This window comes from Micrococcus sp. FDAARGOS_333, assembly GCF_002206575.2.
Lineage (GTDB): Bacteria > Actinomycetota > Actinomycetes > Actinomycetales > Micrococcaceae > Micrococcus > Micrococcus lylae.
Map to the genome: position 1 here is coordinate 1674944 of NZ_NJFJ02000001.1, position 24229 is coordinate 1699172.

Below are 24229 nucleotides of genomic sequence, written 5' to 3' on the forward strand. Positions count from 1 at the left end.
CATGACCGGAGTCCCGACGACGGCCGCCTCCCGGGCCGACACCCTCGCCTCGCCGTTGCTCGCCATCCCGTCCCCCGGCTGGTCCGGCTTCGAGATCGGGCCGCTGACGATCCACGCCTACGCACTGTGCATCATCGCCGGCGTCATCGCCGCGCTCTGGCTGGGCTCGATCCGGTGGCGCCGCCGCGGCGGCCCGGCCGGCCGTGTGCTGGACGTCGCCATCTGGGCGATCCCGTTCGGCTTCGTGGGCGGACGCCTCTACCACGTGTTCTCCTCGCCGGACCGGTACTTCGGGCCGAACTATGACGGCACGGGCGACCCGATCCAGATCCTCTACGTCTGGAACGGCGGTCTCGGCATCTGGGGCGCGATCGCCCTCGGCGCGGTCGGCGCGTGGATCGGGACGCGCCGCTACGGGTATCGGCTCACGGCCTTCGGCGACGCCGTCGCCCCGGGCATCCTGCTCGCCCAGGCGATCGGCCGGTGGGGCAACTGGTTCAACCAGGAGCTCTTCGGCGGACCCACCGACCAGCCCTGGGGCCTGCAGGTCGATCCCGAGCACATCCCCTCCGGCTACGCCGAGGACACCCTGTTCCACCCGACCTTCCTGTACGAGAGCCTGTGGAACGTGATCGGCGTCGGGGTGTTGCTCCTGCTGGACCGCCGCCTGCGCCTGCGCCGTGGAGCGATGATCTGGGCCTACGTCGCCTGGTACACCCTGGGCCGCGTGTGGATCGAGATGATGCGCATCGACGACGCCCAGATGATCACCCTGTTCGGCACCACCCAGCGTCTCAACGTGTGGACGTCACTGCTGCTGCTCGCGATCGCCCTGGTCATGTTCGCCGTCTGCCGGGTCCGGGCCCGCCGTCTCACCCAGGCCGAGGCGGACGACGTGTGGCTGCCGGGCCGCCGCGCCGAGGCGGAGGCGGCAGACCAGGACGAGCCGCGTGCCGTCGTCGGGACGAGCACCGACGAGCGGAACGACGGGGATGCGGACGACGGATCCGCGACGGGCGGCTCCCACGCGGCCGACCGCGGCTGAGGACCGGACGCCGCAGCAGCGCCGACGGCGACGCACACCTGGACCGGGTCGGTCCGTCCTCTGGCGGGGCGGGCCGACCCGGTCCACATTCTGGGACCGGTGCCGTCACCGCGCGGTCTCGCGGCCTGAGGGGAGTAACGTCACTCACATCGCGGACGGACTTCGCCGTCTGGACCACCACCGCCTCTGAGGGGCCAGCGTCGTCCCCTTCCACCGCCACGCACACCGTGGCCGTCAGGAAGGAAGCGTCATGCACGACGTGCTCGACCCGTTTCTCCGGTACTCGGCTCTGCCCCCGGCGCAGGGTCTGTACGACCCCGCGAACGAGAAGGACGCCTGCGGACTCGCCGTCGTGGCCACCCTGCGCGGCACCCCGGGCCACGACATCGTCGAGCACGCCCTCACCGCCCTGCGCGCCCTGGAGCACCGCGGCGCCGTCGGTGCCGACGAGGGCACCGGCGACGGCGCAGGCCTGATCACCCAGATCCCCGACGCCTTCTTCCGGGAGGTCTCCGGCATCGAGCTGCCGGCCGCGGGTGAGTACGCCGCCGGCACCGCCTTCCTGCCGACGGACGAGGAGCGCTGCGCGGCGGCGAAAGCGGAGATCGGCCTGCTCGCCGAACGCGAGGGCCTCCAGGTCCTGGGCTGGCGCACTGTCCCCACGGACGACTCTGTGATCGGTGACGGCGCCCGCAGCGTCATGCCCGCCTTCGAACAGCTCTTCGTCTGCCGCCTGGACGACGGCGAGCTCGACGAGTCGGGGCAGTCCCTCGACGCCCGCGCCTGGCGCCTGCGCCGTCGCGCGCAGACCGCCGGCGTGTACTTCCCCTCCCTGTCCTCGAAGACGATCGTCTACAAGGGCATGCTCTCCACCGCGCAGCTCGAGCCGTTCTACCCGGACCTGTCCGATGACCGGTACACCACCACGCTCGGCATCGTGCACTCGCGCTTCTCCACGAACACGTTCCCCTCCTGGCCGCTGGCCCAGCCGTTCCGCACGATCGCGCACAACGGCGAGATCAACACCGTGAAGGGCAACCGCAACTGGATGCGCGCCCGGCAGGGCGAGCTGCGCCACCCGCTGCTCGGGGAGGTGCCGGAGGAGATGTTCCCGCTGGTCACCGGACACGGCTCCGACTCCGCGTCCTTCGACGAGGTCGCCGAGCTGCTCATGCTCGCCGGGCGCCCCCTCTCCCACGCGATCATGATGATGGTGCCGGAGGCGTGGGAGAACCATCCCACCATGGACCCGGCCCGCAAGGCGTTCTACCAGTACCACTCGATGCTCATGGAGCCGTGGGACGGTCCGGCGGCCATCGCCTTCACCGACGGTGTCCAGGTCGGCTCCGTCCTGGACCGCAACGGCCTGCGACCCGCCCGCTACTGGCAGACCGAGGACGGCCTCGTGGTGCTCGCCTCCGAGGTCGGCGTGCTGCCGATCGACCCGGCCACCGTGGTCCGCAAGGGCCGCGTGAAGCCCGGCCGCATGTTCCTGCTGGACACCGAACAGGGCCGGATCATCCCGGACACCGAGCTCAAGGCCGAGATCGCCGCGTCCCAGCCGTGGGCGCAGTGGGTGCAGGAGTCGCTCCTGGACCTGGACTGCCTGCCGGCCCGCGAGCGCGTCAGCCACGGCGCCGACTCCGTCCGCCTGCGCCAGCGCATCTTCGGCTACACGCTCGAGGACCTGCGCCTGCTCATCAAGCCGATGGCCACCACCGGCGCCGAGCCGCTGGGCGCCATGGGTACGGACACCCCGATCGCCGCGATCGCCGAGCGCCCCCGCCTGCTCTTCGACTACTTCACGCAGTCCTTCGCGCAGGTGACCAACCCGCCGCTGGACGCCATCCGCGAGGAGCAGGTCACCTCCATGCGCACCTGCATCGGCCCGCAGGCGAACCTGCTGGCGCAGGGCCAGTCGCGCACCACGGCGATCGACCTGCCGTTCCCCGTGATCGACAACGATCAGCTGGCCCGCATCGCCCATGTGCGCTCCTCCGACGGCACCCGCCGCGCCCTGAAGGTCAAGGGCCTCTACCGGGTGGCCGGCGGCGCCGAGGAGATGCGCACCCGCATCAAGGAGATCTGCGAGCAGGTCTCCGCAGCCGTCCAGCGCGGCATCGCGTACGTGATCCTCTCCGACCGGGACGCCAACGCACAGTGGGCGCCCATCCCGTCCCTGCTGCTGACCTCCGCCGTGCACCACCACCTGCTCGCCTCCGCCTCCCGCACCCGCACCTCGCTGCTGGTCGAGGCCGGCGACGTCCGCGAGGTCCATCACGTGGCCGTACTCATCGGCTACGGCGCCTCCGCCGTCAACCCGTACCTGGCCATGGAGTCCGCCGAGGAGCTCGTGCGGGACGGGTCCCTGCCGGGCGTCACCGCTCAGCAGGCCGTGAACAACCTCATCACGGGCCTCGGCAAGGGCGTGCAGAAGATCATGTCCAAGATGGGCATCTCCACCGTGGCCTCCTACTGCGGCGCCCAGACCTTCGAGGCGGTCGGCCTGTCCCGGCGCTTCGTGGACCGCTACTTCACCGGGACCAGCTCACCGATGGACGGCGTGGGCCTGGCGTACATCGCCTCGGAGGTCGAGGCCCGCCACGCGGACGCATTCCCGGCCGACGGCAACGACCCGCGGCCGGACGCCCCGCTGGACGCCGGCGGCGAGTACCAGTGGCGCCGCGAGGGCCCGCCGCACCTGTTCGACCCGGAGACCGTCTTCCGGCTGCAGCACTCCACGCGCGAGCGCCGCTACGACGTGTTCAAGGACTACACGCGCCGGGTGGACGACCAATCCGCAGAGCTCATGACCCTGCGCGGCCTGATGCGGCTGAAGACCGGACAGCGCCCGCCCGTGCCGGTCGCCGAGGTCGAGCCGGTCGAGTCGATCGTCACGCGCTTCTCCACCGGCGCCATGTCCTACGGCTCCATCTCCCAGGAGGCCCACGAGACCCTGGCGATCGCCATGAACCGCCTCGGCGCCCGCTCCAACTCCGGCGAGGGCGGCGAGGACCCGGAGCGCCTTCTGGACCCCGAGCGCCGCTCGGCCATCAAGCAGATCGCCTCCGGCCGCTTCGGCGTCACCAGCCTCTACCTGGCCACCGCCTCGGACCTGCAGATCAAGATGGCCCAGGGCGCCAAGCCCGGCGAGGGCGGCCAGCTCATGGGCTCCAAGGTCTATCCGTGGGTGGCGACCACCCGGCACTCCACCCCGGGCGTCTCCCTGGTCTCCCCGCCGCCGCACCACGACATCTACTCCATCGAGGACCTGGCGCAGCTGATCCACGACCTGAAGCGCTCCAACCCGAAGGCGCGCGTCCACGTGAAGCTCGTCTCCGAGTCCGGCGTGGGCACCGTGGCCGCGGGCGTGACCAAGGCGAAGGCCGACGTCGTGCTCATCTCCGGCCACGACGGCGGCACCGGCGCCTCCCCGCTGAACTCCCTCAAGCACGCCGGCACCCCCTGGGAGCTCGGCCTGGCCGAGGCGCAGCAGACCCTCATGCTCAACGGGCTGCGCGACCGCGTCACCGTGCAGGTGGACGGCCAGCTCAAGACCGGCCGCGACGTGGTGGTGGCCGCCCTGCTCGGCGCCGAGGAGTTCGGCTTCGCCACCGCCCCGCTGGTGGTCTCCGGATGCATCATGATGCGCGTCTGCCACCTGGACACCTGCCCGGTGGGCGTGGCCACCCAGAACCCGGAGCTGCGCACGCGGTTCACCGGCAGGCCCGAGTTCGTGGTCAACTTCTTCGAGTACATCGCCCAGGAGGTGCGCGAGCTGCTCGCCGAGCTCGGCTTCCGGAGCCTGGACGAGGCCATCGGACACCGCGAGCTGCTCGAGGTGGACGAGGCGCTGCGCCACTTCAAGACCCGCGGCCTCGACCTGTCCGGGGTGCTGGGCTCCGGCGCCGCCGACTCCTTCGACGAGTCCGTGGCCCACCGCCGCACCGGAGGCCAGGACCACGGACTCGCCGAGCAGCTGGACAACAGGTGGCTCGAGGCGGTCGCCCCCGCCGTCGAGACCGGCGAGGCGGTGTCCGTGGAGGACACCGTGAAGAACACGGACCGCTCCGTCGGCACCCTGCTCGGCTACCACGTGACGAGTGCCCGGCTGCAGGACGAGCTGGCCGAGGACACCATCACGGTGTCCCTGACCGGCGAGGCCGGCCAGTCCTTCGGAGCCTTCATCCCGTCCGGCGTCACCCTGCACCTGGAGGGCGACGCCAATGACTACGTGGGCAAGGGCCTGTCCGGCGGGCGCATCGTGCTCCGCCCGGACCGCCGCGCCCCGCTGGTGGCGGAGGACAACATCATCGCCGGCAATGTGGTCGGCTACGGCGCCACGAGCGGCGAGATGTTCCTGCGCGGCCGCGTGGGCGAGCGCTTCCTGGTCCGCAACTCAGGCGCCACGGCGGTGGCCGAGGGCATCGGCGACCACGGGCTGGAGTACATGACCGGCGGCCGAGCCCTCGTGCTCGGCCCGACCGGCCGCAACGTGGCCGCGGGCATGTCCGGCGGCGTGGCCTGGATCCTGGACCTGGACGAGACGCGGATCAACCCGCTGGCCGTCAAGGAGTCCGGGCTGCTGCTCGGCGTCCCCGAGGAGGCGGACCGGGAGCAGATCACGCAGCTGCTGCGCCGGCACCACGAGCTCACCGGCTCCGCCGTGGCGGCCGCGATACTCGAGACGATCGACGGCGGCGACGCCGACGCGGTCGAGGCGCTGTGGCAGCGGTTCACCACGGTGCTGCCCCGGCAGTACGCGGCCGTGCAGGCCCTGCGCGCCGAGTGCGAAGACAACGGCATGGACCCGGACGGCGACGCCGCCTGGGCTCGGATCCTGGAGGTGACCCGTGGCTGACCCGCGCGGATTCCTGAACCATCGCGAGCGCCAGGAGCGCCCGACCCGGCCGGTGCCGGTGCGCATCATGGACTACAAGGACGTCTACGTCCGCCAGGACGAGGCGATCGTGCGCACGCAGGCCACACGCTGCATGGACTGCGGCGTCCCGTTCTGCCACGCCGGCTGCCCCCTGGGCAACCTCATCCCGGACTGGAACGACCTGGTGCACCGCGGCCGCTGGGAGGAGGCGGCCGCGCGCCTGCATGCGACGAACAACTTCCCGGAGATCACCGGGCGCATCTGCCCGGCGCCCTGCGAGTCCTCGTGCGTGCTCGGCATCAACCAGCCGGCCGTGACCATCAAGCAGGTCGAGGTCTCCATCGCCGAGCAGATCTTCGAGAACGACTGGCTGCCCCCGCACCGGCCGCACCGCCAGAACGGGCACACGGTGGCCGTCGTCGGCTCGGGCCCGGCCGGCCTGGCCGCCGCCCAGCAGCTCACCCGCGCCGGCTACACGGTCGCCGTGTACGAGCGCGACGACCGCGTCGGCGGCCTGCTGCGCTACGGCATCCCGGACTTCAAGCTGGAGAAGGACGTCATCGACCGCCGCATCGCCCAGATGGAGGCCGAGGGCACCCGCTTCCGCACCGGTGTGGAGATCGGCACGGACATCGCCTGGGACGAGCTGAAGGACTCCTTCGACGCGGTCGTGGTGGCCACCGGCGCCCCGGTCGGCCGCGACCTGCCCATCCCGGGCCGGGGCCTCGAGGGCATCCACCTGGCCATGGACTACCTGGTCCCCGTCAACCGGCGGGTGGCCGGCGACGAGCAGGAGCAGATCAGCGCCGAGGGCCGCCACGTGGTCATCCTCGGCGGCGGCGACACCGGCGCCGACTGCATCGGTACCGCCCACCGCCAGGGCGCCGCCTCGGTCACCACCCTGGCGATCGGCAGGCAGCCGCCGTCGCAGCGCCCGTCCCACCAGCCGTGGCCGACCGTCCCGACCCCGTTCGAGGTCGCCTCGGCCCACGCCGAGGGCGGCGGGCGGACCTACCTCGCCAGCACCGTCGAGTTCCTCGGAGACGAGCGGGGCCGCGTGCGCGCACTGAAGGTCGCCGAGACCGAGTACCTGCCGGACGGCTCCCGCTCCCCGAAGGCCGGCACCGAGCATGAGATCCCGGCGGACCTGGTCCTGCTCGCCCTCGGCTTCACCGGCGTGGAGCAGGAGGCCATCACGGAGCAGACCGGGGTGCAGGTCATGCGCGGCGTGCTCGGCCGCGACGACGCCTTCCAGACCGCCGAGCCGGGCGTCTTCGTCTGCGGCGACGCCGGCCGCGGCGCCTCCCTGGTGGTCTGGGCCATCGCCGAGGGCCGTGCCACCGCCACAGCCGTGGACGAGTTCCTCACCGGCGAGCCCTCGGACCTGCCGGCCCCCGTGAAGCCGCGCGACCGCGGCCTCGTCCTCGGCTGAGCCGAGCCCGGCCGTCGGGCTGACCTGGTCCCTTCCGTCCCGGTCCGCCCGCAGGCCGGCCCCGTCCCGACGACGGCCGCGCGCCCCGGCGCGGGGCCGTCGTCGCCGTCTTCGCCCGCGGCGGAAATCGCCCGGGCGCGGACGGTGCCCCCTCCGTCCCTCGACTCGTAGGCTGGTGCCCATGCGACACGCGAAGATCATCGCCACCTTCGGACCCGCGACCGACTCCGACGACGTGACCCGACGACTCATCGAGTCCGGCATCGACGTCGCCCGACTGAACATGAGCCATGGCGACCATGCCATGCACGAGACGACCTACGAGCGGGTCCGCCGCCTCTCCGTCGAGGTGAAGCACCCGGTGGCGATCTTCGCGGACCTCCAGGGGCCGAAGATCCGCCTCGGCCGCTTCGCCGACGGGCCGCACCAGCTCGAGCAGGGGGACCGCTTCACCATCACCACCCGGGACGTGGAGGGCACCGCCGAGATCTGCGGCACCACCCACAAGGGCCTGCCCGGCGATGTGGACCCGGGGGACGTGCTGCTCGTGGACGACGGCAGGGTGCGCCTGCGCGCCGTCGAGGTCACCGACACCGACGTGGTCACCGAGGTGGAGGTGGCCGGCCCCGTCAGCAACAACAAGGGCATCAATCTGCCGGGGGTGGCCGTCAACGTGCCGGCCCTCTCCGAGAAGGACGAGACCGACCTGCGTTGGGCGCTGCGCACGGGGGTGGACATGATCGCCCTGTCCTTCGTGCGCGACGCCGCAGACATCGAGCGCGTGCACGAGATCATGGACGAGGAGAACCGCCGCATCCCGGTGATCGCGAAGATCGAGAAGCCGCAGGCGGTGGAGAACCTGGAATCGATCGTGGACGCCTTCGATGCCGTCATGATCGCCCGCGGAGACCTCGGGGTGGAGCTTCCGCTCGAGGACGTGCCCGTGGTGCAGAAGCGGGCCATCGAGCTGGCCCGCCGCTGGGCCAAGCCGACCATCGTGGCCACCCAGGTCCTCGAGTCCATGATCGAGAATCCGCGCCCGACCCGCGCCGAGGCCTCCGACTGCGCCAACGCGGTCCTGGACGGGGCGGACGCCGTCATGCTCTCCGGCGAGACCTCCGTGGGCGCCTACCCGGTGGAGACGGTCCAGACCATGGCCCGCATCATCGAGTCGACCGAGACGAACGGCCTGGACCGCATCGACCCGCTGACCGCCCAGCCGCGCACCCGCGGCGGTGCCATCACCCGCGCCGCGGTGGACATCGCCCACCAGCTGGACATCCCGTTCCTGGCGACCTTCACCCGCACCGGCGACTCGGCCCGCCGCATCTCCCGCCTGCGTCCGAAGCAGCCGGTGTACGCGTACACGCACGTGGAGCACACCCACAACATCCTCTGCCTCGCCTGGGGCGTGTTCCCCAAGATGGTGCCGTTCGCGGAGACGACGGACGAGATGACGGGCCAGGTGGACCGCTCCCTGCTCTCCGAGGGCATCGCGAAGGAGGGGCAGTTCGTCATCATCGCGGCCGGCTCGCCCCCGGGCCAGGCCGGCACCACCAACACCCTCAAGGTGCACAAGGTGGGCGACCCGCACGACGCCGGCGGCACCCTCGACGACTCGGACCGCGAACCCGTGGGCAAGTGGGAGCTGGACCCTCAGGGCTGACCGGCTGACAGCACCGGGCCCCGACCGGATCGATCCGGTCGGGGCCCTGGCGTGCAGGCGACGGCGTTCCTCGCGCGTAGGCGCGGAGGTCTCAGCCCAGCTGGTCCACCACGGTCTGGGCGACCTCACGCATGGTCAGCCGGCGGTCCATGGAGGTCTTCTGGATCCACCGGAAGGCCTCGGGCTCGCTGAGGTCCATGTGCGACTGCAGCAGGGCCTTGGCGCGCTCGACGAGCTTGCGGGTCTCGAACCGCTCGGTCAGGTCCTTGACCTCCTCCTCGAGGCTGCGCAGCTCGTCGAAGCGGGCGACGGCCAGCTCGATGGCAGGCACCAGGTCCGCCTCGGTGAACGGCTTGACCACGTAGGCCATGGCGCCGGCGGTGCGGGCGCGCTCCACGAGCTCGCGCTGGGAGAACGCGGTCAGCATCACCACGGGGGCCAGGCGCTCGGAGGCGATCTCCTCGGCGGCGGACAGGCCGTCCATGACGGGCATCTTCACGTCCATGACCACCACGTCCGGACGGTGCTCGCGGACGGCGTCGACGGCGGCGCGGCCGTCCCCGGCCTGGGCGACGACCTCGTAGCCGGCGGCGGTGAGCGACTCGACGATGTCCAAGCGGATGAGGGCCTCGTCCTCGGCGACGACGGCGCGGACCCCGGGCCGGCCGGCGTCACCCGGCGCGGCGGAGTCCTCGGCGGCGGGGGAGTCCTGGGGGCGGTCTGCGGATTCCGGGGTGTTCGCGGTGTTCGCGGCGGTCATCGGGTGACGGCTCCTTCTCGGCGCACGGTCCTGGTGCGCCCTACGGCGTCGGCGCACACGGGCGGCGGGCACGCCGACGCGTGACGGTGCGCTGGGGTCTTTCGTCCCACTCTAGTCGCGCTGCCACCGCGCCCGTTCGCGACGGTCCGGCGGCCGCGCACGCGCTGGTACTGTGGAGTCCTCCACGCCGCCGCGTGGCCGCGCCCGAATGGTGGAATCGGTAGACACGCCGCACTCAAAATGCGGTATCGAGAGATGTGTGGGTTCGAGTCCCACTTCGGGCACGGGCCGTCCCCGTCCTCAAGGGGAGCCATGGCCGCGGCCGCCCATCCGGCAGGGTGGGCGGCCGTCGTCGTGGGACCGGCGGGCGCAGCCCGGCGTCAGCGCGGCTGCAGGACCATGTTGGTCATGCGGACGGTGGACAGGCGCCGCCCCTGCTCGTCCGAGACCACGATCTCGTGGCTGGTCAGCGTGCGGCCCAGGGAGATCGCGGTGCAGACGGCGCGGACGGTGCCGGAGGTCACGGCACGGTGGTGCGTGGCACCGATCTCGATGCCGACCACGTTCAGGTCCGGGCCGGCGTGGACCTTCGCGGCCACGGACCCGAGGGTCTCGCCGAGGACCAGGTGGGCGCCGCCGTGCAGCAGGCCGACCGGCTGCTCGTTGCCGGCCACGGGCATGGTGGCGACGATCCGCTCGGCCGAGACCTCCTCGAACACGATGCCCATCTTCACGGCCAGCGGGCTGATGCCCGCACTGCCGAGGGCCCTCCTCATGCCTTCGGGGATGCCGGCGGCCTCGGCGAGGCGCTCGACCTGCTCGGGGGAGAACTCGGGGGTGACGCCGGGGTGGAAGCAGAAGCCGGACAGCGGATGGGCGGCGTCGGCCGTGGCGCGCGTGTTGTCGGTCATGGCCACTAGGCTTGCACAGTCAGCCCTCGAGAGGAGCATCATGCCCAGCGACGAGACCGCCGCGCCCGCCGCAGGACCGCACCGCCTGCTGGTGCTGGACGGCCACTCCATGGCCTTCCGTGCCTTCTACGCCCTGCCCGCCGAGAACTTCGCCACGGACACCGGCCAGCACACCAATGCGGTCTACGGCTTCACCTCGATGCTGCTGACCATGATCCGCCAGCAGCGGCCCACACACGTGGCGGTCGCCTTCGACCTGTCCGGCCCGACGTTCCGCTCCGAGGAGTACACGGAGTACAAGGCCGGCCGCTCCGAGACTCCGGAGGAGTTCCACGGCCAGATCGACCTGATCGGCAAGGTCATGGAGGCCCTCGGCATCCCCACCGTCACCATGGAGGGCTACGAGGCCGACGACATCGTGGCGACCCTGGCCGCCCGCGCCGACGCCGCCGGCTGGCAGACCTGCGTGGTCTCCGGCGACCGGGACGCGTTCCAGCTCATCTCCGACACCACCACCGTGCTCTACCCGAAGAAGGGCGTCTCCGACATCCCTCCGATGAAGGCCGCGGACGTGGAGGCCAAGTACGGCGTGCGGCCGGAGCTCTACCCGGACCTCGCGGCGCTGGTGGGCGAGAAGGCGGACAACCTGCCCGGCGTCCCCGGCGTGGGTGCCGGCTTCGCCGCCAAGTGGCTCGAGAAGTACGGGGACCTGGACGGCGTGATCGCCCACGCGGACGAGATCACCGGCAAGAAGGGCCAGGCCCTGCGGGAGCACCTGGACGACGTGCGCCGCAACCGCCGCCTCAACGCGCTCGTGCGGGACCTGGACCTGCCGGTGACCGACGAGGCCATGCAGCTGTCCATGCCGGACCGCGCTTCGGTGGCCGAGCTCTTCGACGCCCTGCAGTTCAACCGCATCCGCGAGCGCGTCTTCGAGGTGTTCTCCGAGCGCCTCTGGGCCGACGCACCCGCCGATCACGTCGAGGAGGCCCCCGCTGCCGTGGTGGTCACGGACCGGGCCGGGCTCGAGGAGTTCGTCTCCCGCCACGCCGGCTCCCTGCTCGGCGTCCACGTTCAGGTGGACGGTCCCGCGCTGCTGCCCAGGCGCAAGGTCCCGGTGCCGGGGGAGTACGGCGTGCCCGTGACCCTCGGCCTGGCCGTCGAGGACGACGCCGTCGCGGTGGACCTCACGGCCGTCGGCGAGGATCTCGCCGCCGCCGTCCGCGAGCTGCTCGAAGACGCGGCCGTCACCAAGGCCGTCCACGACCTCAAGCGTGCCCTCAAGGCCCTGCGCACCGCCGGCGTGGGCGGGCAGCCCTGCGACGTGCTCGGCGTGGAGGACGACGTCTTCCTCGGCGCCTACCTGATCCAGCCGGACCGCCGGGACATCGGCCTGGACTCCCTGGCAGGCGAGGACCTGCACACCCCGCTCGAGGCGCCGGCCGACGACGACGAGGGCCCGGCCCAGGGCGAGCTCGACCTGGACGGCGCCGCCGGCGCCGCCGAGGCGGCGGCCCGCGCCCGCAACGCCGTGCGCGCCGCCTGGATCGTCCGCCGCCTGTCCGAGGACTACACCCCGCGCCTGGTGGACCGCGGCGCCCAGGCGCTGCTGCGCGAGATCGAGATCCCGCTGTCCCGACTGCTGGCGGACATGGAGCTCGAGGGCATCGCCGTGGACCGCGAGCACCTCGAGGCCCTGCGCGCCGACTTCACCGCGGCCGCCGACGCCGCCAAGGAGTCCGCCTGGGCGTCCGTGGCGGAGGAGACCGGCGGAATGCAGGTCAACCTCGGCTCGCCCAAGCAGCTCCAGACCGTGCTGTTCGAGCACCTGGACATGCCGAAGACCCGCAAGACGAAGACGGGCTACTCCACGGACGTGGACTCCCTGAACTCGCTGCTGGAGCAGACCGGCCACCCGTTCCTGGAGAACCTCATGGCCCACCGCGACGCCACCAAGCTGCGCCAGACCGTGGACGGCCTGCTGGAGACCGTGGCGGAGGACGGCCGCATCCACACCACCTACTCGCAGACCGTGGCCACCACCGGCCGGCTGTCCTCTCTGCACCCGAACCTGCAGAACATCCCGGTCCGCACCACGGAGGGCCGCCGCATCCGCGAGACCTTCGTGGCCGGCGAGGGCAACGTGCTGCTCTCGGCGGACTACTCCCAGATCGAGATGCGGATCATGGCGCACCTGTCCGAGGACGCCGGCCTGATCGAGGCGTTCCGCACCGGCGAGGACCTCCACGACTTCGTGGGCGCCCAGGTGTTCGGCTGCGAGCCGTCCGAGGTGACCGCCGAGCAGCGCTCCAAGGTCAAGGCCATGAGCTACGGCCTGGCCTACGGCCTGTCCTCGTTCGGCCTGTCCAAGCAGCTGAACATCGGCGTGGACGAGGCCCGCACGCTGATGAAGGGCTACTTCGACCGCTTCGGCGGCGTCCGCGACTACCTCCGCCACGTCGTGGCACAGGCCCGCCGGGACGGCTTCACCGCCACCATCGAGGGCCGCCGGCGCTACCTGCCGGACCTGAACTCGGACAACCGCCAGCTGCGGGACATGGCCGAGCGCGCGGCCCTCAACGCTCCCATCCAGGGCTCGGCGGCCGACATCATCAAGCGCGCCATGCTGGACGTCGCCGCCGGCCTGGCCGAGGAGCGGCTGCGATCCCGCCTGCTGCTGCAGGTGCACGACGAGCTCATCCTGGAGGTCCCCGCTGACGAGCTGGAGGCCGCCACCGCACTGCTGAAGGAGCGCATGGGCCGGGCCGCCGAGCTGTCCGTGCCGCTGGACGTCCACGTCGGACAGGGGGAGAGCTGGCATGCCGCAGCACACTGACACGGTCGGCGGCGTCGCCGCCGCGGACACCACGACGACGGCCGCGCGCCCGGGTGCGTCCGGAGCCTCGGCCGTGGGCTCGCATCAGGCGGCCCTCGCCGCCCACGGGCTGCGGCTGGAGGTCCTTCCCACCCCGGTGCGTCCGGCCGACGGGTCCGACCCGAAGGCCGCCGACGTCCCGGCCCAGGCCCTGTTCACCCGCGCCGTGGAGAAGGGCTTCTACGAGAAGGTCCCGGACGGCAGGGCCATGGACCAGTCGCTGGGCATGGACGCGGACGACGCCAAGCGCAGCCTCGGCGTCTACGCGGACGGAGACGACCCGGCCGCCCGCGAGCCGGTCGGCACGTTCGTGGACTGGGCCTCGACGCTCACCGTCTCCCCGGGCATCGAGCTGCCGGCGTGGCTGATCAGCAACGTCACCGTGTCGCCGGGACACCGCCGCCGCGGGATCCTCAGGGCGATGATGGGGCGCTCCCTGACCGACGCCGTCGCGGCCGGCATGCCCGTGGCCGCGCTGACGGTCTCCGAGTCCGCCATCTACGGCCGCTTCGGCTTCGGCGTCTGCTGCCACGCCCGCCGGGCGCAGGTCCGCACCACCGGGCATGTGCAGATGCGCGGCCCGGCCGCGACCGGCACCGTCACCCGTGAGGACCCGCGCGAGGTGATCGATCAGGTCGACGCGCTGCAGCGCGAGCTGCAGCTGCTCACGCCCGGCAGCCCGCGCCGGCCCCAGACGCACCGCGTGATGTGGAAGGACGCGCTGGCCTCGGAGAACGACGGCAAGGCCGAGGGCTCCTTCGTCGGCCTGTACCGGGACGCCGAGGGCCGGGCGCGCGGAGCCGTGGTCTACCGGTTCAAGGGCTGGGAGACTGAGCCCGCCACCGTCCGGGTGCAGGCGTTCATGGCCGCCGACCCGGAGGCCTGGCGCGGCCTTGTCCGCTACCTGCTGGACCTCGACCTGATCGAACGCGTCGAGTTCGCCCGCCTGCCGGACGACGGGGCCCTGGAGGCCGTGCTGGAGAACGCGCGCCTGGTGACGGTCACCGACCACTGGGACGACCTCTACCTGCGCATCCTCGACGTGCCGGCCTGCCTCGAGGGGCGGGCCTACGTCCCCGGCGTCGCCGGTGGTCTCACCCTGGCCGTGTCCGACCGGCACGGGTTCGCCGACGGCACGTGGCGGCTCACGGTGGCGGAGGGCCGCGGCCGGGTGGAGCGGCTGGCCGACGGTGCACAGGAACAGGCCGATCTCGCCCTCGACGTCGCGGAGCTGTCCGGCCTGTGGCTGGGCGGGGTCTGTGCCGTCACCGGCGTCCGCGCCGGCACGGTCCGGGAACGGACCCCCGGCGGGGCGGTCCTGCTGGACACGCTGCTGTCCTCCGCGGCACCCGTTCACCTGCTCACGGGATTCTGATAGGCTGGACGAGCACTTTCGTGCGCTCACAGTATTGTCCGTTTTCAACCCATGCCGGGTCGCAGGCGCCGCTGTGTGTCCAGCTGCCTCGGCATGATCCACAACCCATCGGAGTCCCTCCTACATGACCACCACCTCCCACGCCCCGCAGGTCGCCATCAACGACATCGGCACCTCCGAGGAGCTGCTCGCCGCCATCGACGCGACCATCAAGTACTTCAACGATGGCGATCTCGTCGAGGGCACCGTCGTCAAGGTCGACCGCGACGAGGTCCTGCTCGACATCGGGTACAAGACCGAGGGCGTCATCCCGTCCCGCGAGCTGTCCATCAAGCACGACGTCGACCCGGACGAGGTCGTCGCCGTCGGTGACTCCGTCGAAGCCCTGGTCCTCACCAAGGAGGACAAGGAGGGACGCCTGATCCTGTCCAAGAAGCGTGCCCAGTACGAGCGCGCCTGGGGCGACATCGAGAAGATCAAGGACGAGGACGGCGTCGTCGAGGGCACCGTCATCGAGGTCGTCAAGGGCGGCCTCATCCTGGACATCGGCCTGCGCGGCTTCCTGCCGGCCTCCCTGGTCGAGATGCGCCGCGTCCGCGACCTGGCCCCGTACATCGGCCAGAAGCTCGAGGCCAAGATCATCGAGCTGGACAAGAACCGCAACAACGTGGTGCTGTCCCGCCGCGCCTGGCTCGAGCAGACCCAGTCCGAGGTCCGCTCCAACTTCCTCCACAAGCTGGAGAAGGGCCAGGTCCGCCAGGGCACCGTGTCGTCCATCGTCAACTTCGGCGCCTTCGTCGACCTGGGTGGCGTGGACGGGCTCGTGCACGTCTCCGAGCTGTCCTGGAAGCACATCGACCACCCGTCCGAGGTCGTCGAGGTGGGCCAGGAGGTCACCGTCGAGGTCCTCGAGGTGGACATGGACCGCGAGCGCGTCTCCCTGTCGCTGAAGGCGACCCAGGAGGACCCGTGGCAGCTGTTCGCCCGCACCCACGCCCTCGGCCAGGTCGTGCCGGGCAAGGTCACCAAGCTCGTCCCGTTCGGCGCGTTCGTGCGCGTCGAGGACGGCATCGAGGGCCTGGTGCACATCTCCGAGCTGGCCTCGCGCCACATCGACACCGCCGAGCAGGTCGTGTCGGTCAACGACGAGCTGTTCGTGAAGGTCATCGACATCGACCTCGAGCGTCGCCGCATCTCCCTGTCCCTCAAGCAGGCCAACGACGGTGTGGACCCGGACGGCACCGAGTTCGACCCGGCCCTGTACGGCATGGCCGCCGAGTACGACGACGAGGGCAACTACAAGTACCCCGAGGGCTTCGACGTCGAGACCAACGAGTGGATGGAGGGCTACGAGGCCGAGCGTGCCGCCTGGGAGCAGCAGTACGCCGACGCCCAGGCCCGCTGGGAGGCCCACAAGGAGCAGGTGCGCCGCGCCCTCGAGGAGGACGCCAACGCCGGCGCCTCGCACGACACCGGGGCCTCCTCCTACGTCTCCGAGGCTCCGGCCTCCGACGGCGGCACCCTGGCCTCCGACGAGGCCCTCGCCGCCCTGCGCGAGAAGCTCACCGGCAACTGATCCGCATCGGTTCGACAGGTCCTCGCTGAGGTCCTGACCGGACAGACGGCGCCCCGTCCCTCCTTGTGAGGGACGGGGCGCCGTCGTCGTGTGCCGACGGAGACGATCAGGCCCGGGTGGAGACGGTGACCGTGAAGGTGCGGTCGCGGGCCACCTGCCGCGTCGGGCCCACGGCGGACTCGAGCACCGGGCGGTGGCGCAGGTGCGAGTTCCACACGCACCACAGCTGGCCGCCCGGTGCCAGCACGCGTCCGGCGGCGGCGATCATCCGGTGGGCGACCGTCGGGTCGACCGCCGTGCCGTCGTGGAACGGGGGATTGAGCAGCGCCAGGCGCACCGAGGCGTCCGGCACGGTGGACAGGGCGTCGTCCTGCTCCACCCTGATGCGGTCCTGCAGGCCGTTCGCCGCCGTCGTCGCCGACGTCGAAGCCACGGCATCGGCCGACTGGTCCGAGGCCAGCACGGTCGCCTCCGGCCAGAGCAGCGCCGCCACCGCGGCCAGGGCGCCGTTGCCGCAGCCCGCGTCCAGGACGTCCGGTGCCGGAACACCGGTGCGGTCCACCGGGGCGGTCCACGGCACCTGCACGCTCAGGCCGGAGTCGGTTCTCACCACGCGGCTGTGCGGTTCGGGGACCGGCGGGCGGCGCTCGGCCAGTGTCTCGGCGAGCAGCCTGCTGCCCGGGTCCAGTGCGGCGCCGCCGAAGGTGGCCGGCCCGCCGACGAGCGTGAGCGGGCCGAGTCCCTTCACCCGATGGACGCCGGTGGCCGGCCCCGGGACCGCCACCTCCCGCCGGGGCCCGGCCGCCGTGAGCACCCGGGACTTGGACCGACCGCGGCCGGGCACCACCGTGGTGAAGCAGCCGGCGAGCACCTCGTTCATGGACGGGCTCATGTGCTTGTCGCGGCCTCCGGCCAGCACGAGCACGTCGGCCGCGGCCCAGCGGGCGATCCGCGCCGCCGTCAGGCGCAGCGCGTCCAGGGAGCGGGGCAGTGCCATCACCACCGTGTCGGCGCCGGACAGGGTCTGCCGGTCCACGCCGCCGATCGTCAGCCGTCCCCAGCCCTCGGCGCGCAGACGCTCCAGGTTCCCCGCCGAGGACGCAGCGGCCGAGGCCTCGTCCACACCGAGCCGCACGTCACGGCCGGCGGCGAGCAGCGGCAGTGCGAGCGCCCCATGCTGGTCGTGGAGCACCACGATGCGTCCGGACTGGCGGCCGGTCGCCTCCCAGCCGGCCAGGGTGTCCAGCAGAAGCAGGTCGGCCGCGTCGTGGGCCTGCCGCTGGCGGGAGCCGTGCAGCGGCTCGCGGCTGAGCCGGCCGAAGTCGAAGTCCGCGGTGAAGGCGTCCGGGAGGGCACCCAGGACGACGTCCGGGGTGCGGAGGCGGCCGTCGTCGGGGCGGGAAGCGGCGCGGGGCGCGGCGCCGTGCGAGGCAGGGCCGGAGGGGGCGGCGGAGGTCTCGGGCATGTCCTCCATCCTAGGAACCGGCAGGTGTGCGCTGTGCCCCGCTGACGGGCCCACGAGGGGTTGTGGACGTCACAGCGTCCCCCTACGGTGGGGCAGAGGTTTTCACAGAATCGCACGTCAACTCCACCTTCTGGAAGGCAGCTGAATGCTCACGAGACTGCACAACAGCCTCGGACTGCGGACCAACCCGCAGATCTTCTTCGTCTCGGCGGCCATCGTGGTCGTCTTCTCCGCGCTCATGGTGCTCGTCCCCGGCGCCATGCAGGCCGGATTCGGCGCGGTCGCCGCGTGGATCGCCGGCAATCTCGGCTGGTTCTACGTCCTGGCCATCACCGGCATGATCCTCTTCGCGTTCGGCATCGCCTTCAGCCGCTACGGCCGGCTGAAGCTCGGCGACGACGACGCCACCCCGGAGTACTCCGGCCTCGCCTGGTTCGGCATGCTCTTCGCCGCGGGCATGGGCGCGACCCTCATGTTCTGGGGCGTGGCCGAGCCGGTCAGCCACTTCGCCGACCCGCCCATGTACGGCACCGAGCCGGAGACCGTCCAGGCCGCGTCCGAGGCCATGGGCATCGCGAACTTCCACCTCGGACTGCACATGTGGGGCATCTTCATCGTCCCCGCGCTGGCCTTCGCGTACTTCACGTACAAGCGCAAGCTCCCGCCGCGCATGTCCTCGGCCTTCCAGCCGCTGATCGGCGAGAAGATCCACGGACCGATCGGCAAGGCCATCGACATCCTCGCCGTCGTCGCCACCATCTTCGGCATCTCCGTGTCCGTGGGCCAGGGAGCCCTGCAGATCAACAGCGGCGCCAACATCATGTTCGGCGTCCCGATCGCCGGCTGGGTGCAGGCGGCGATCCTCGCGATCATCACCGCCGTCGCCCTGATGTCCGTGGTCGCCGGCCTGGACAAGGGTGTCAAGCGCCTGTCCTACATCAACATCACCATCGCCATCGCCCTGCTGATCTACATCCTCATGTTCGGCGCGACCACGCAGGCCGTGCAGGGCACCGTGGAGTCCATCGGCCAGTACCTGACGATGATCCCGGCGCTGGCGTTCTTCAACACCACCTGGAGCGAGTCCGACTGGACCGGCGACTGGGCCGTGTTCTACTTCGCCTGGACCGCCACCTGGGCGCCGTTCGTGGGCATGTTCATCGCCCGCATCTCCCGCGGCCGCACCATCCGCCAGTTCGTGCTCGGCGTGCTGCTGCTGCCGACCGCCTTCACCTTCATCTGGCTCGGGGTCATGGGTGTGAACGCCTTCAAGCTCGAGCTGGCCGGCGAGGCGAACTTCGTGGAGACCATCGTGGAGGAGGGGGACATCCCCGGCTCCCTGTTCCAGTTCCTCGGCCACTTCCCGCTGCTCGAGGTCACCTCGATGGTGGCGCTGATCTGCATCACCGTCTTCTTCATCACCTCCATCGACTCGGCCGCCCTGGTGATCGATTCGATGTCCTCCGGCTACGACGACGTGGGGCCGACCCGCCAGCGCGTGTTCTGGGCCATCTCCATCGGCCTGGTCTGCACCGTGCTGCTGACCACCACCGGCGAGGAGTCGCTCTCCGCGCTGCAGGAGGTCATCAAGGTGATCGGCCTGCCCGTCACGATGATGATGTTCCTGCAGGCGCTCTGCCTGGTGCGCGCGGTCCGCGAGGACTACGGCGGACTCGCCCCGATCCGCACCCGCCAGTGGAAGCCGGTGATCCCGATCGAGGAGTATCACCGCCGTGCCGGGGAGGACGAGCACGACATCAGCGACTACTCCATGCGACCGGCCTACGAGGAGGGCACCGAGCCCGAGTTCGACCGCTGGGAGCCCAGAGGCGTGCCGACCGCCGGCCCCGCCGACCGGGTCCGCAGCGAGCACCCGACCGGCAGCGACGCCGCGGACAAGACCAGCGGCTGAGCGCAGCGGCAGTCGGACGACGACGGCCCCGCACCGTCACGGTGCGGGGCCGTCGGGGCGTGTCAGGTCGGGTCCGCTCCGTCCACGTCCACCCAGTCGTGGCCGACCGGCACGGCCGTGCCGGCGCCGGAGGTGACCGAGGCGAGTGAGGCCTGAAGGGACTCGATGCGGGTGGGGGAGTCCGGCACGGCGACGCACAGCACGGCGGCGTCCGCCTCGTAGCGCACGTCGTGGACGTGATGCCCGGCGGAGTCCAGCTCGTGCTGCCAGCGGCCGGCCTCGGCGTGGGGGGCATCCACCTCGAACAGGGCCATGCGGGAGCGGGTGACCAGGGGTGCGGCGTCGAGGGTCGCGCTCACCGTGTCCGAGTAGGCGCGCACCAGCCCGCCGGCGCCGAGCTTGACGCCCCCGAAGTAGCGGACCACCACGGCGCAGACGTCGGTGAGGTCGCGAGCGCCGTCCGGACCGGTCTGGCGCTGCATCAGGGCCTCGAGCATGGGTACACCGGCGGTGCCGGCCGGTTCGCCGTCGTCGTTGGAGCGGGCCTGGCGACGGTCCGGCCCGAGCACGAACGCGCTGCACACGTGCCGGGAGTCGTGGAAGCGCCGGCGCAGGGCCGAGATCATCTCGCGTGCGTCGTCCTCGGAGTCCACGCGGGCCACGAAGCCCAGGAACCGGGAACGCCTGATCTCCAGCTCCACATGGGTCCACCCGTCCTCCGGGCGGGTCCGCGCGGCGGGCACCGTGCAGCGCACCACGCCGGCGGCGGCGTCGGATGCGGCAGGGGAGACGGCTGGGTCTGAGGCGGACATGGGCTCCACTCTAGGGCGGCTCCACTCTAGGCCCGTGACACCCCGGCCTGACACAGCCGGTCTCGACCTGTGCCGAGCTTCTGCCTAGGATCGTCGGCAGTGCTCTTCCGGCACCGCACCCGGCCGCGGGCCCTTTGGACCGGCCGCCCCGGGTTTCGACGACACCACCCCACTCGAATGAACTCATTCCTGACGCGCCTTCACGACCGCCTGGGGCTGCGCACCTCGCCCGCGATCTTCTTCGCCTCGGCCCTGGTCATCATCGTCTTCACCGTCGCCATGGGAGCGTTCCCGGGCCCGGTCCAGCAGGTCTTCGGCGTGGCCGCCCAGTGGCTGCGCTATGACATCGGCTGGTTCTACACCGCCTCGGCGACCTGCCTGGTGGTCTTCGCCTTCGGTCTCGCGTTCTCCCGCTTCGGCCGCGTCAAGCTCGGCGACGACGACGCCACCCCGGAACACTCCGGCATCGCCTGGTTCGGCATGCTCTTCGCCGCAGGCGTCGGCGCCGTGCTCATGTTCTGGGGCATCGCCGAGCCGATGAACCACTACGCCAACCCCCCGCTGGAGGGCACCGATCCCTACACGGACCAGGCCCTGATGCAGGCGATCAACTTCGCCAACCTGCACTTCGGCATCCACATGTGGGGCATCCTCCTGGTGCCGGGCCTGTGCTTCGGGTACTTCACGTACAAGCGCAAGCTTCCCCCGCGCGTGTCCTCCGCCTTCCAGCCGATCCTCGGCGACGGCATCCACGGACCCATCGGCAAGACCATCGACGTCGTCACCATCGTCTCCACGGTGTTCGGCATCGGCGTGTCCACCGGCCTGGGCGCCCTGCAGATCAACGCGGGCATGAACTACGTGTTCGGCACCCCGATCGCCGGCTGGGTCCAGGCGCTGATCATGGCCGTGATCACCGCCGCCGCGCTCACCTCCGTGCTGGCCGGCATGGACAAGGGCGTCAAGCGCCTGTCCTACATCAACATCTGCATGGCTGTGGCCTTCATGCTCTACTGCCTGATGTGGGCGGAGTCCTCGCTCAACGTCCTGCGCGGCATGGTCGAGTCCGTCGGCCGCTACGTGCAGGCGCTGCCCATGCTCACCACCTTCAGCGACACCCTGGGCGGCGGCGCCTGGTCCGGTGACTGGACCGTCTTCTACTGGGCGTGGACCGTGTCCTGGGCACCGTTCGTCGGCCTGTTCGTCGCGAAGATCTCCCGCGGCCGCACCATCCGCGAGTTCGTCTTCGCCGGCATCGGCATCCCGACCGCCTTCGTGATCATCTGGATGGGGGTCTACGGCTTCTCCTCCTACCAGCTGGACCGGTCCACCGCGTCGGCGCCCGGCGCCCCGGGTGAGATGACCCAGACCATCGTGGTGGACGGCAACGTCCAGGCCGCGCTGTTCCAGTACCTGCAGCACATGCCGCTGTACCTGCCGGTCGCCACGTTCGCCCTGCTGATCATCGTCATCTTCTTCGTCACCTCCATCGACTCCGGCGCCCTCGTCATGGACGCCATGGCCTCCGGGCACGAGGAGGAGACCACCCGGCGCCAGCGTGTGTTCTGGGGCCTGTCCATCGGCCTGGTCTGCACGGCCATCATCACCACCGCCGGCGAGGACGGCCTGGACGCCCTGCAGGAGGTCATCATCGTCATCGGCTTCCCGGTGATGGTCCTGACCCTCATGCAGGCCGCCCTGCTGCTGCGCGCCCTGCGCGAGGACGCCGGCTCCCTCAAGCCGATGCGCACCCGTCAGTGGAAGCCCGTGCTCCCCGCGGAGGAGTACCACCGCCGTGCCCAGGAGGGCGGCGTGGACATCACCGACTACTCCATCCGCCCGCAGTTCGAGGTCGGCACCGAGCCGGAGTACGACACGCACACCCCGAACACCTGGCACCAGCAGAAGACGGTCGCCGAACGCGCCGCCGTCACCATCGGCATGTCCGGTGCCGTGGCGTCCGGCAAGTCCCTCGTGGCCTCTGAGTTCGCGCGCCACGGTGCCGTCGTCGTGGACTACGACGACCTCATGCACGAACTGCTCGTGGCCGGCCACCCCGCCGTCCGGGAACTCGGCGGCGTGTTCGGCGAGGACATGGTCCGCGCGGACGGCTCCGTGGACTGGACCGCCGTGGACGCCCTGACCGCTGAGTCCACCGCCGCCCGCACCCGCCTCTACGAGGTCGTCGACCCGCACGTGAAGGCCGAGGCGAACCGCCGGGCCGCCGCGATCGGCGACGACGCGGTCCTCGTGGTGGACCTGGCCCTGCTGGACGAGTCCTCCTCGGCCCGCGACTTCGACCGCGTGATCGTGGTCGAGTCCTCGGTGGAGTCCCGCGTGGAGCGGCTCATGGCCGAACTCGGCCTCACCCGCGAGCAGGCCTGGGCCGAGATCGACGCGGATGCCCAGGACGCGGACCCCAGCGACGCTCCCGGCTGGACCACCATCGAGAACTCCGGCACCCGTGAGGAGCTCTCCGCTGCGGTGGACGCCTACTGGTCCGAACATGTCCAGCCCGTGCTGGACCAGGTGAAGGCGGCGTCCACCGACGCCTGATCCGCCGCCGTCCCGGACACCGGGACGAAACGCCGCCGGCCGGTGTCGCCCTCGGGCGGCCCCGGCCGGTAGCGTGCTGTGGGCCGGAGCACAGCGGCCCGCCTCGCGCGCGGCCTCTCGGGGACGGCGCCCTTGACGACGACGGCCCCCTCGCCTCCGCCTTCCGACCCACCGAGGAGAGACTTCCGTGACCGAGACCGTCGCACCCCACCCCTCCCGTCCCCGTCTGCACGTGGGCCTGACCGGCGGCATCGCCGCCGGCAAGTCGACGGTGGCCCGGGTGTTCGCCGAGCGCGGCGCCATCCTGGTGGACGCGGACAAGATCGCCCGCGACGTGCTCGCCCGAGGCACCGAGGGCCTCGCCGCCGTCCAGGACGAGTTCGGCGACCGCGTCATCACCGCCGAAGGGGACCTGGACCGTGCCGCCATGGCCGAGATCGTCTTCACCGACCCGGCCGCCCGCGAGCGCCTCAACCGGATCGTCCACCCGCGCATCCGCGCCTTCGGCCGCCGGCTCGTGGCGGAGGCCGGCCCGGACGCCGTGGTGGTCCAGGACGTGCCGTTGCTCGTCGAGTCCGGCCAGGCCTCCGCCTACGACCTGGTCGTCGTCGTCGAGTCGCCGGTGCAGGAGCGCATCCGCCGCATGGTGGAGGACCGCGGCATGACCGTGGAGGACGCCCAGAACCGCATCGCCGCCCAGGCGAGCGACGAGGAGCGCCGCAAGGCCGCCGACGTGCTCCTGGTCAACGACGCCGACCTGGATGCGCTGAAGCGCGCGGCGAACAAGGTCTGGGACCGCTTCATCGCCGTCGACGGCGACGGCTTCGACCCGGACTCCACCCAGGGCCGGGACGAGCCGGCCGGCGAGGCACCGGCTGCCGACGCCGCCGAGCCGGCCGAGGACCGCGGCGAGGGGCGCGCCCAAGGCCGGTGACGTCGTCGGGACGGCGGGCGAGGACCGC

At 71.6% G+C, this 24229-nt stretch carries 14 protein-coding genes and 1 tRNA gene; 11 read left to right on the forward strand and 4 right to left on the reverse strand.

The annotated features are described in order from the left end of the window. Position 1 precedes the first annotated feature (1 nt). From lgt to pyk, 4 genes are all read left to right on the forward strand, one after another. Positions 2-1045 carry a prolipoprotein diacylglyceryl transferase gene (gene lgt, locus CEQ11_RS07525; RefSeq protein ID WP_088478970.1) on the forward strand — a complete coding sequence of 348 codons (1044 nt, stop codon included), beginning with the start codon at positions 2-4 and terminating at the stop codon, positions 1043-1045. A gap of 250 nt (positions 1046-1295) precedes the next feature. After that, positions 1296-5906, forward strand: coding sequence for a glutamate synthase large subunit (gene gltB / locus CEQ11_RS07530; protein WP_088478229.1), 4611 nt, complete (start codon positions 1296-1298; stop codon positions 5904-5906). Beyond that, positions 5899-7359: a glutamate synthase subunit beta gene (locus CEQ11_RS07535; RefSeq protein ID WP_088478230.1), complete on the forward strand. Its 1461-nt coding sequence runs from the start codon at positions 5899-5901 to the stop codon at positions 7357-7359. Before gltB ends, CEQ11_RS07535 begins: the two co-directional genes overlap by 8 nt. 181 nt (positions 7360-7540) lie before the next feature. Next, positions 7541-9025: a pyruvate kinase gene (gene pyk, locus CEQ11_RS07540; protein ID WP_067188911.1), complete on the forward strand. Its 1485-nt coding sequence runs from the start codon at positions 7541-7543 to the stop codon at positions 9023-9025. A gap of 91 nt (positions 9026-9116) precedes the next feature. Here pyk and CEQ11_RS07545 read toward each other — a convergent pair whose 3' ends face one another. Next, positions 9117-9785: an ANTAR domain-containing response regulator gene (locus tag CEQ11_RS07545; protein WP_088478231.1), complete on the reverse strand. Its 669-nt coding sequence runs from the start codon at positions 9783-9785 to the stop codon at positions 9117-9119. 202 nt (positions 9786-9987) lie between these two features. Between CEQ11_RS07545 and CEQ11_RS07550 the strand changes: the two genes are divergently transcribed. Then, positions 9988-10069: transfer RNA gene (locus CEQ11_RS07550), tRNA-Leu, on the forward strand. Positions 10070-10165: 96 nt separating this feature from the next. Here CEQ11_RS07550 and CEQ11_RS07555 read toward each other — a convergent pair. Beyond that, positions 10166-10696 (reverse strand): hotdog fold thioesterase, encoded by a 531-nt coding sequence (locus tag CEQ11_RS07555; RefSeq protein ID WP_088478971.1) that lies wholly within the window; start codon positions 10694-10696, stop codon positions 10166-10168. Between the two features lie 40 nt (positions 10697-10736). Here CEQ11_RS07555 and polA point away from each other — a divergent pair, with 40 nt between their 5' ends. The 3 genes from polA to rpsA all read left to right on the forward strand — a co-directional run bounded on the left by polA (position 10737) and on the right by rpsA (position 16522). Then, the gene (polA, locus tag CEQ11_RS07560) at positions 10737-13532 is read left to right on the forward strand and encodes a DNA polymerase I (RefSeq protein WP_088478232.1); all 2796 of its coding nucleotides are present in this window, start codon (positions 10737-10739) and stop codon (positions 13530-13532) included. Next, positions 13516-14946 (forward strand): GNAT family N-acetyltransferase, encoded by a 1431-nt coding sequence (locus tag CEQ11_RS07565; RefSeq protein ID WP_088478233.1) that lies wholly within the window; start codon positions 13516-13518, stop codon positions 14944-14946. The genes polA and CEQ11_RS07565 overlap by 17 nt, the downstream gene beginning before the upstream one ends. A gap of 124 nt (positions 14947-15070) precedes the next feature. After that, on the forward strand, positions 15071-16522 hold the full coding sequence (gene rpsA, locus CEQ11_RS07570; protein ID WP_070638248.1) for a 30S ribosomal protein S1: 1452 nt from the start codon (positions 15071-15073) through the stop codon (positions 16520-16522). Between the two features lie 106 nt (positions 16523-16628). Here rpsA and CEQ11_RS07575 read toward each other — a convergent pair whose 3' ends face one another. Further along, positions 16629-17987, reverse strand: coding sequence for a class I SAM-dependent methyltransferase (locus tag CEQ11_RS07575; RefSeq protein WP_088478234.1), 1359 nt, complete (start codon positions 17985-17987; stop codon positions 16629-16631). Between the two features lie 145 nt (positions 17988-18132). On the opposite strand from CEQ11_RS07575, the gene CEQ11_RS07580 reads away from it, so the two are divergent. Further along, positions 18133-19899 (forward strand): BCCT family transporter, encoded by a 1767-nt coding sequence (locus tag CEQ11_RS07580; protein WP_067188921.1) that lies wholly within the window; start codon positions 18133-18135, stop codon positions 19897-19899. 62 nt (positions 19900-19961) lie between these two features. Here CEQ11_RS07580 and CEQ11_RS07585 read toward each other — a convergent pair whose 3' ends face one another. Further along, positions 19962-20711 carry a YigZ family protein gene (locus CEQ11_RS07585; protein WP_067188923.1) on the reverse strand — a complete coding sequence of 250 codons (750 nt, stop codon included), beginning with the start codon at positions 20709-20711 and terminating at the stop codon, positions 19962-19964. Between the two features lie 177 nt (positions 20712-20888). On the opposite strand from CEQ11_RS07585, the gene coaE (CEQ11_RS07590) reads away from it, so the two are divergent. Together coaE (CEQ11_RS07590) and coaE (CEQ11_RS07595) are read left to right on the forward strand one after the other, a co-directional pair. After that, complete coding sequence (gene coaE / locus CEQ11_RS07590) at positions 20889-23267, forward strand: dephospho-CoA kinase (protein ID WP_067188925.1); 2379 nt, start codon at positions 20889-20891, stop codon at positions 23265-23267. A 187-nt stretch (positions 23268-23454) separates the two neighbouring features. Then, positions 23455-24201, forward strand: coding sequence for a dephospho-CoA kinase (gene coaE, locus CEQ11_RS07595; RefSeq protein WP_082739533.1), 747 nt, complete (start codon positions 23455-23457; stop codon positions 24199-24201). Positions 24202-24229: the final 28 nt, after the last annotated feature.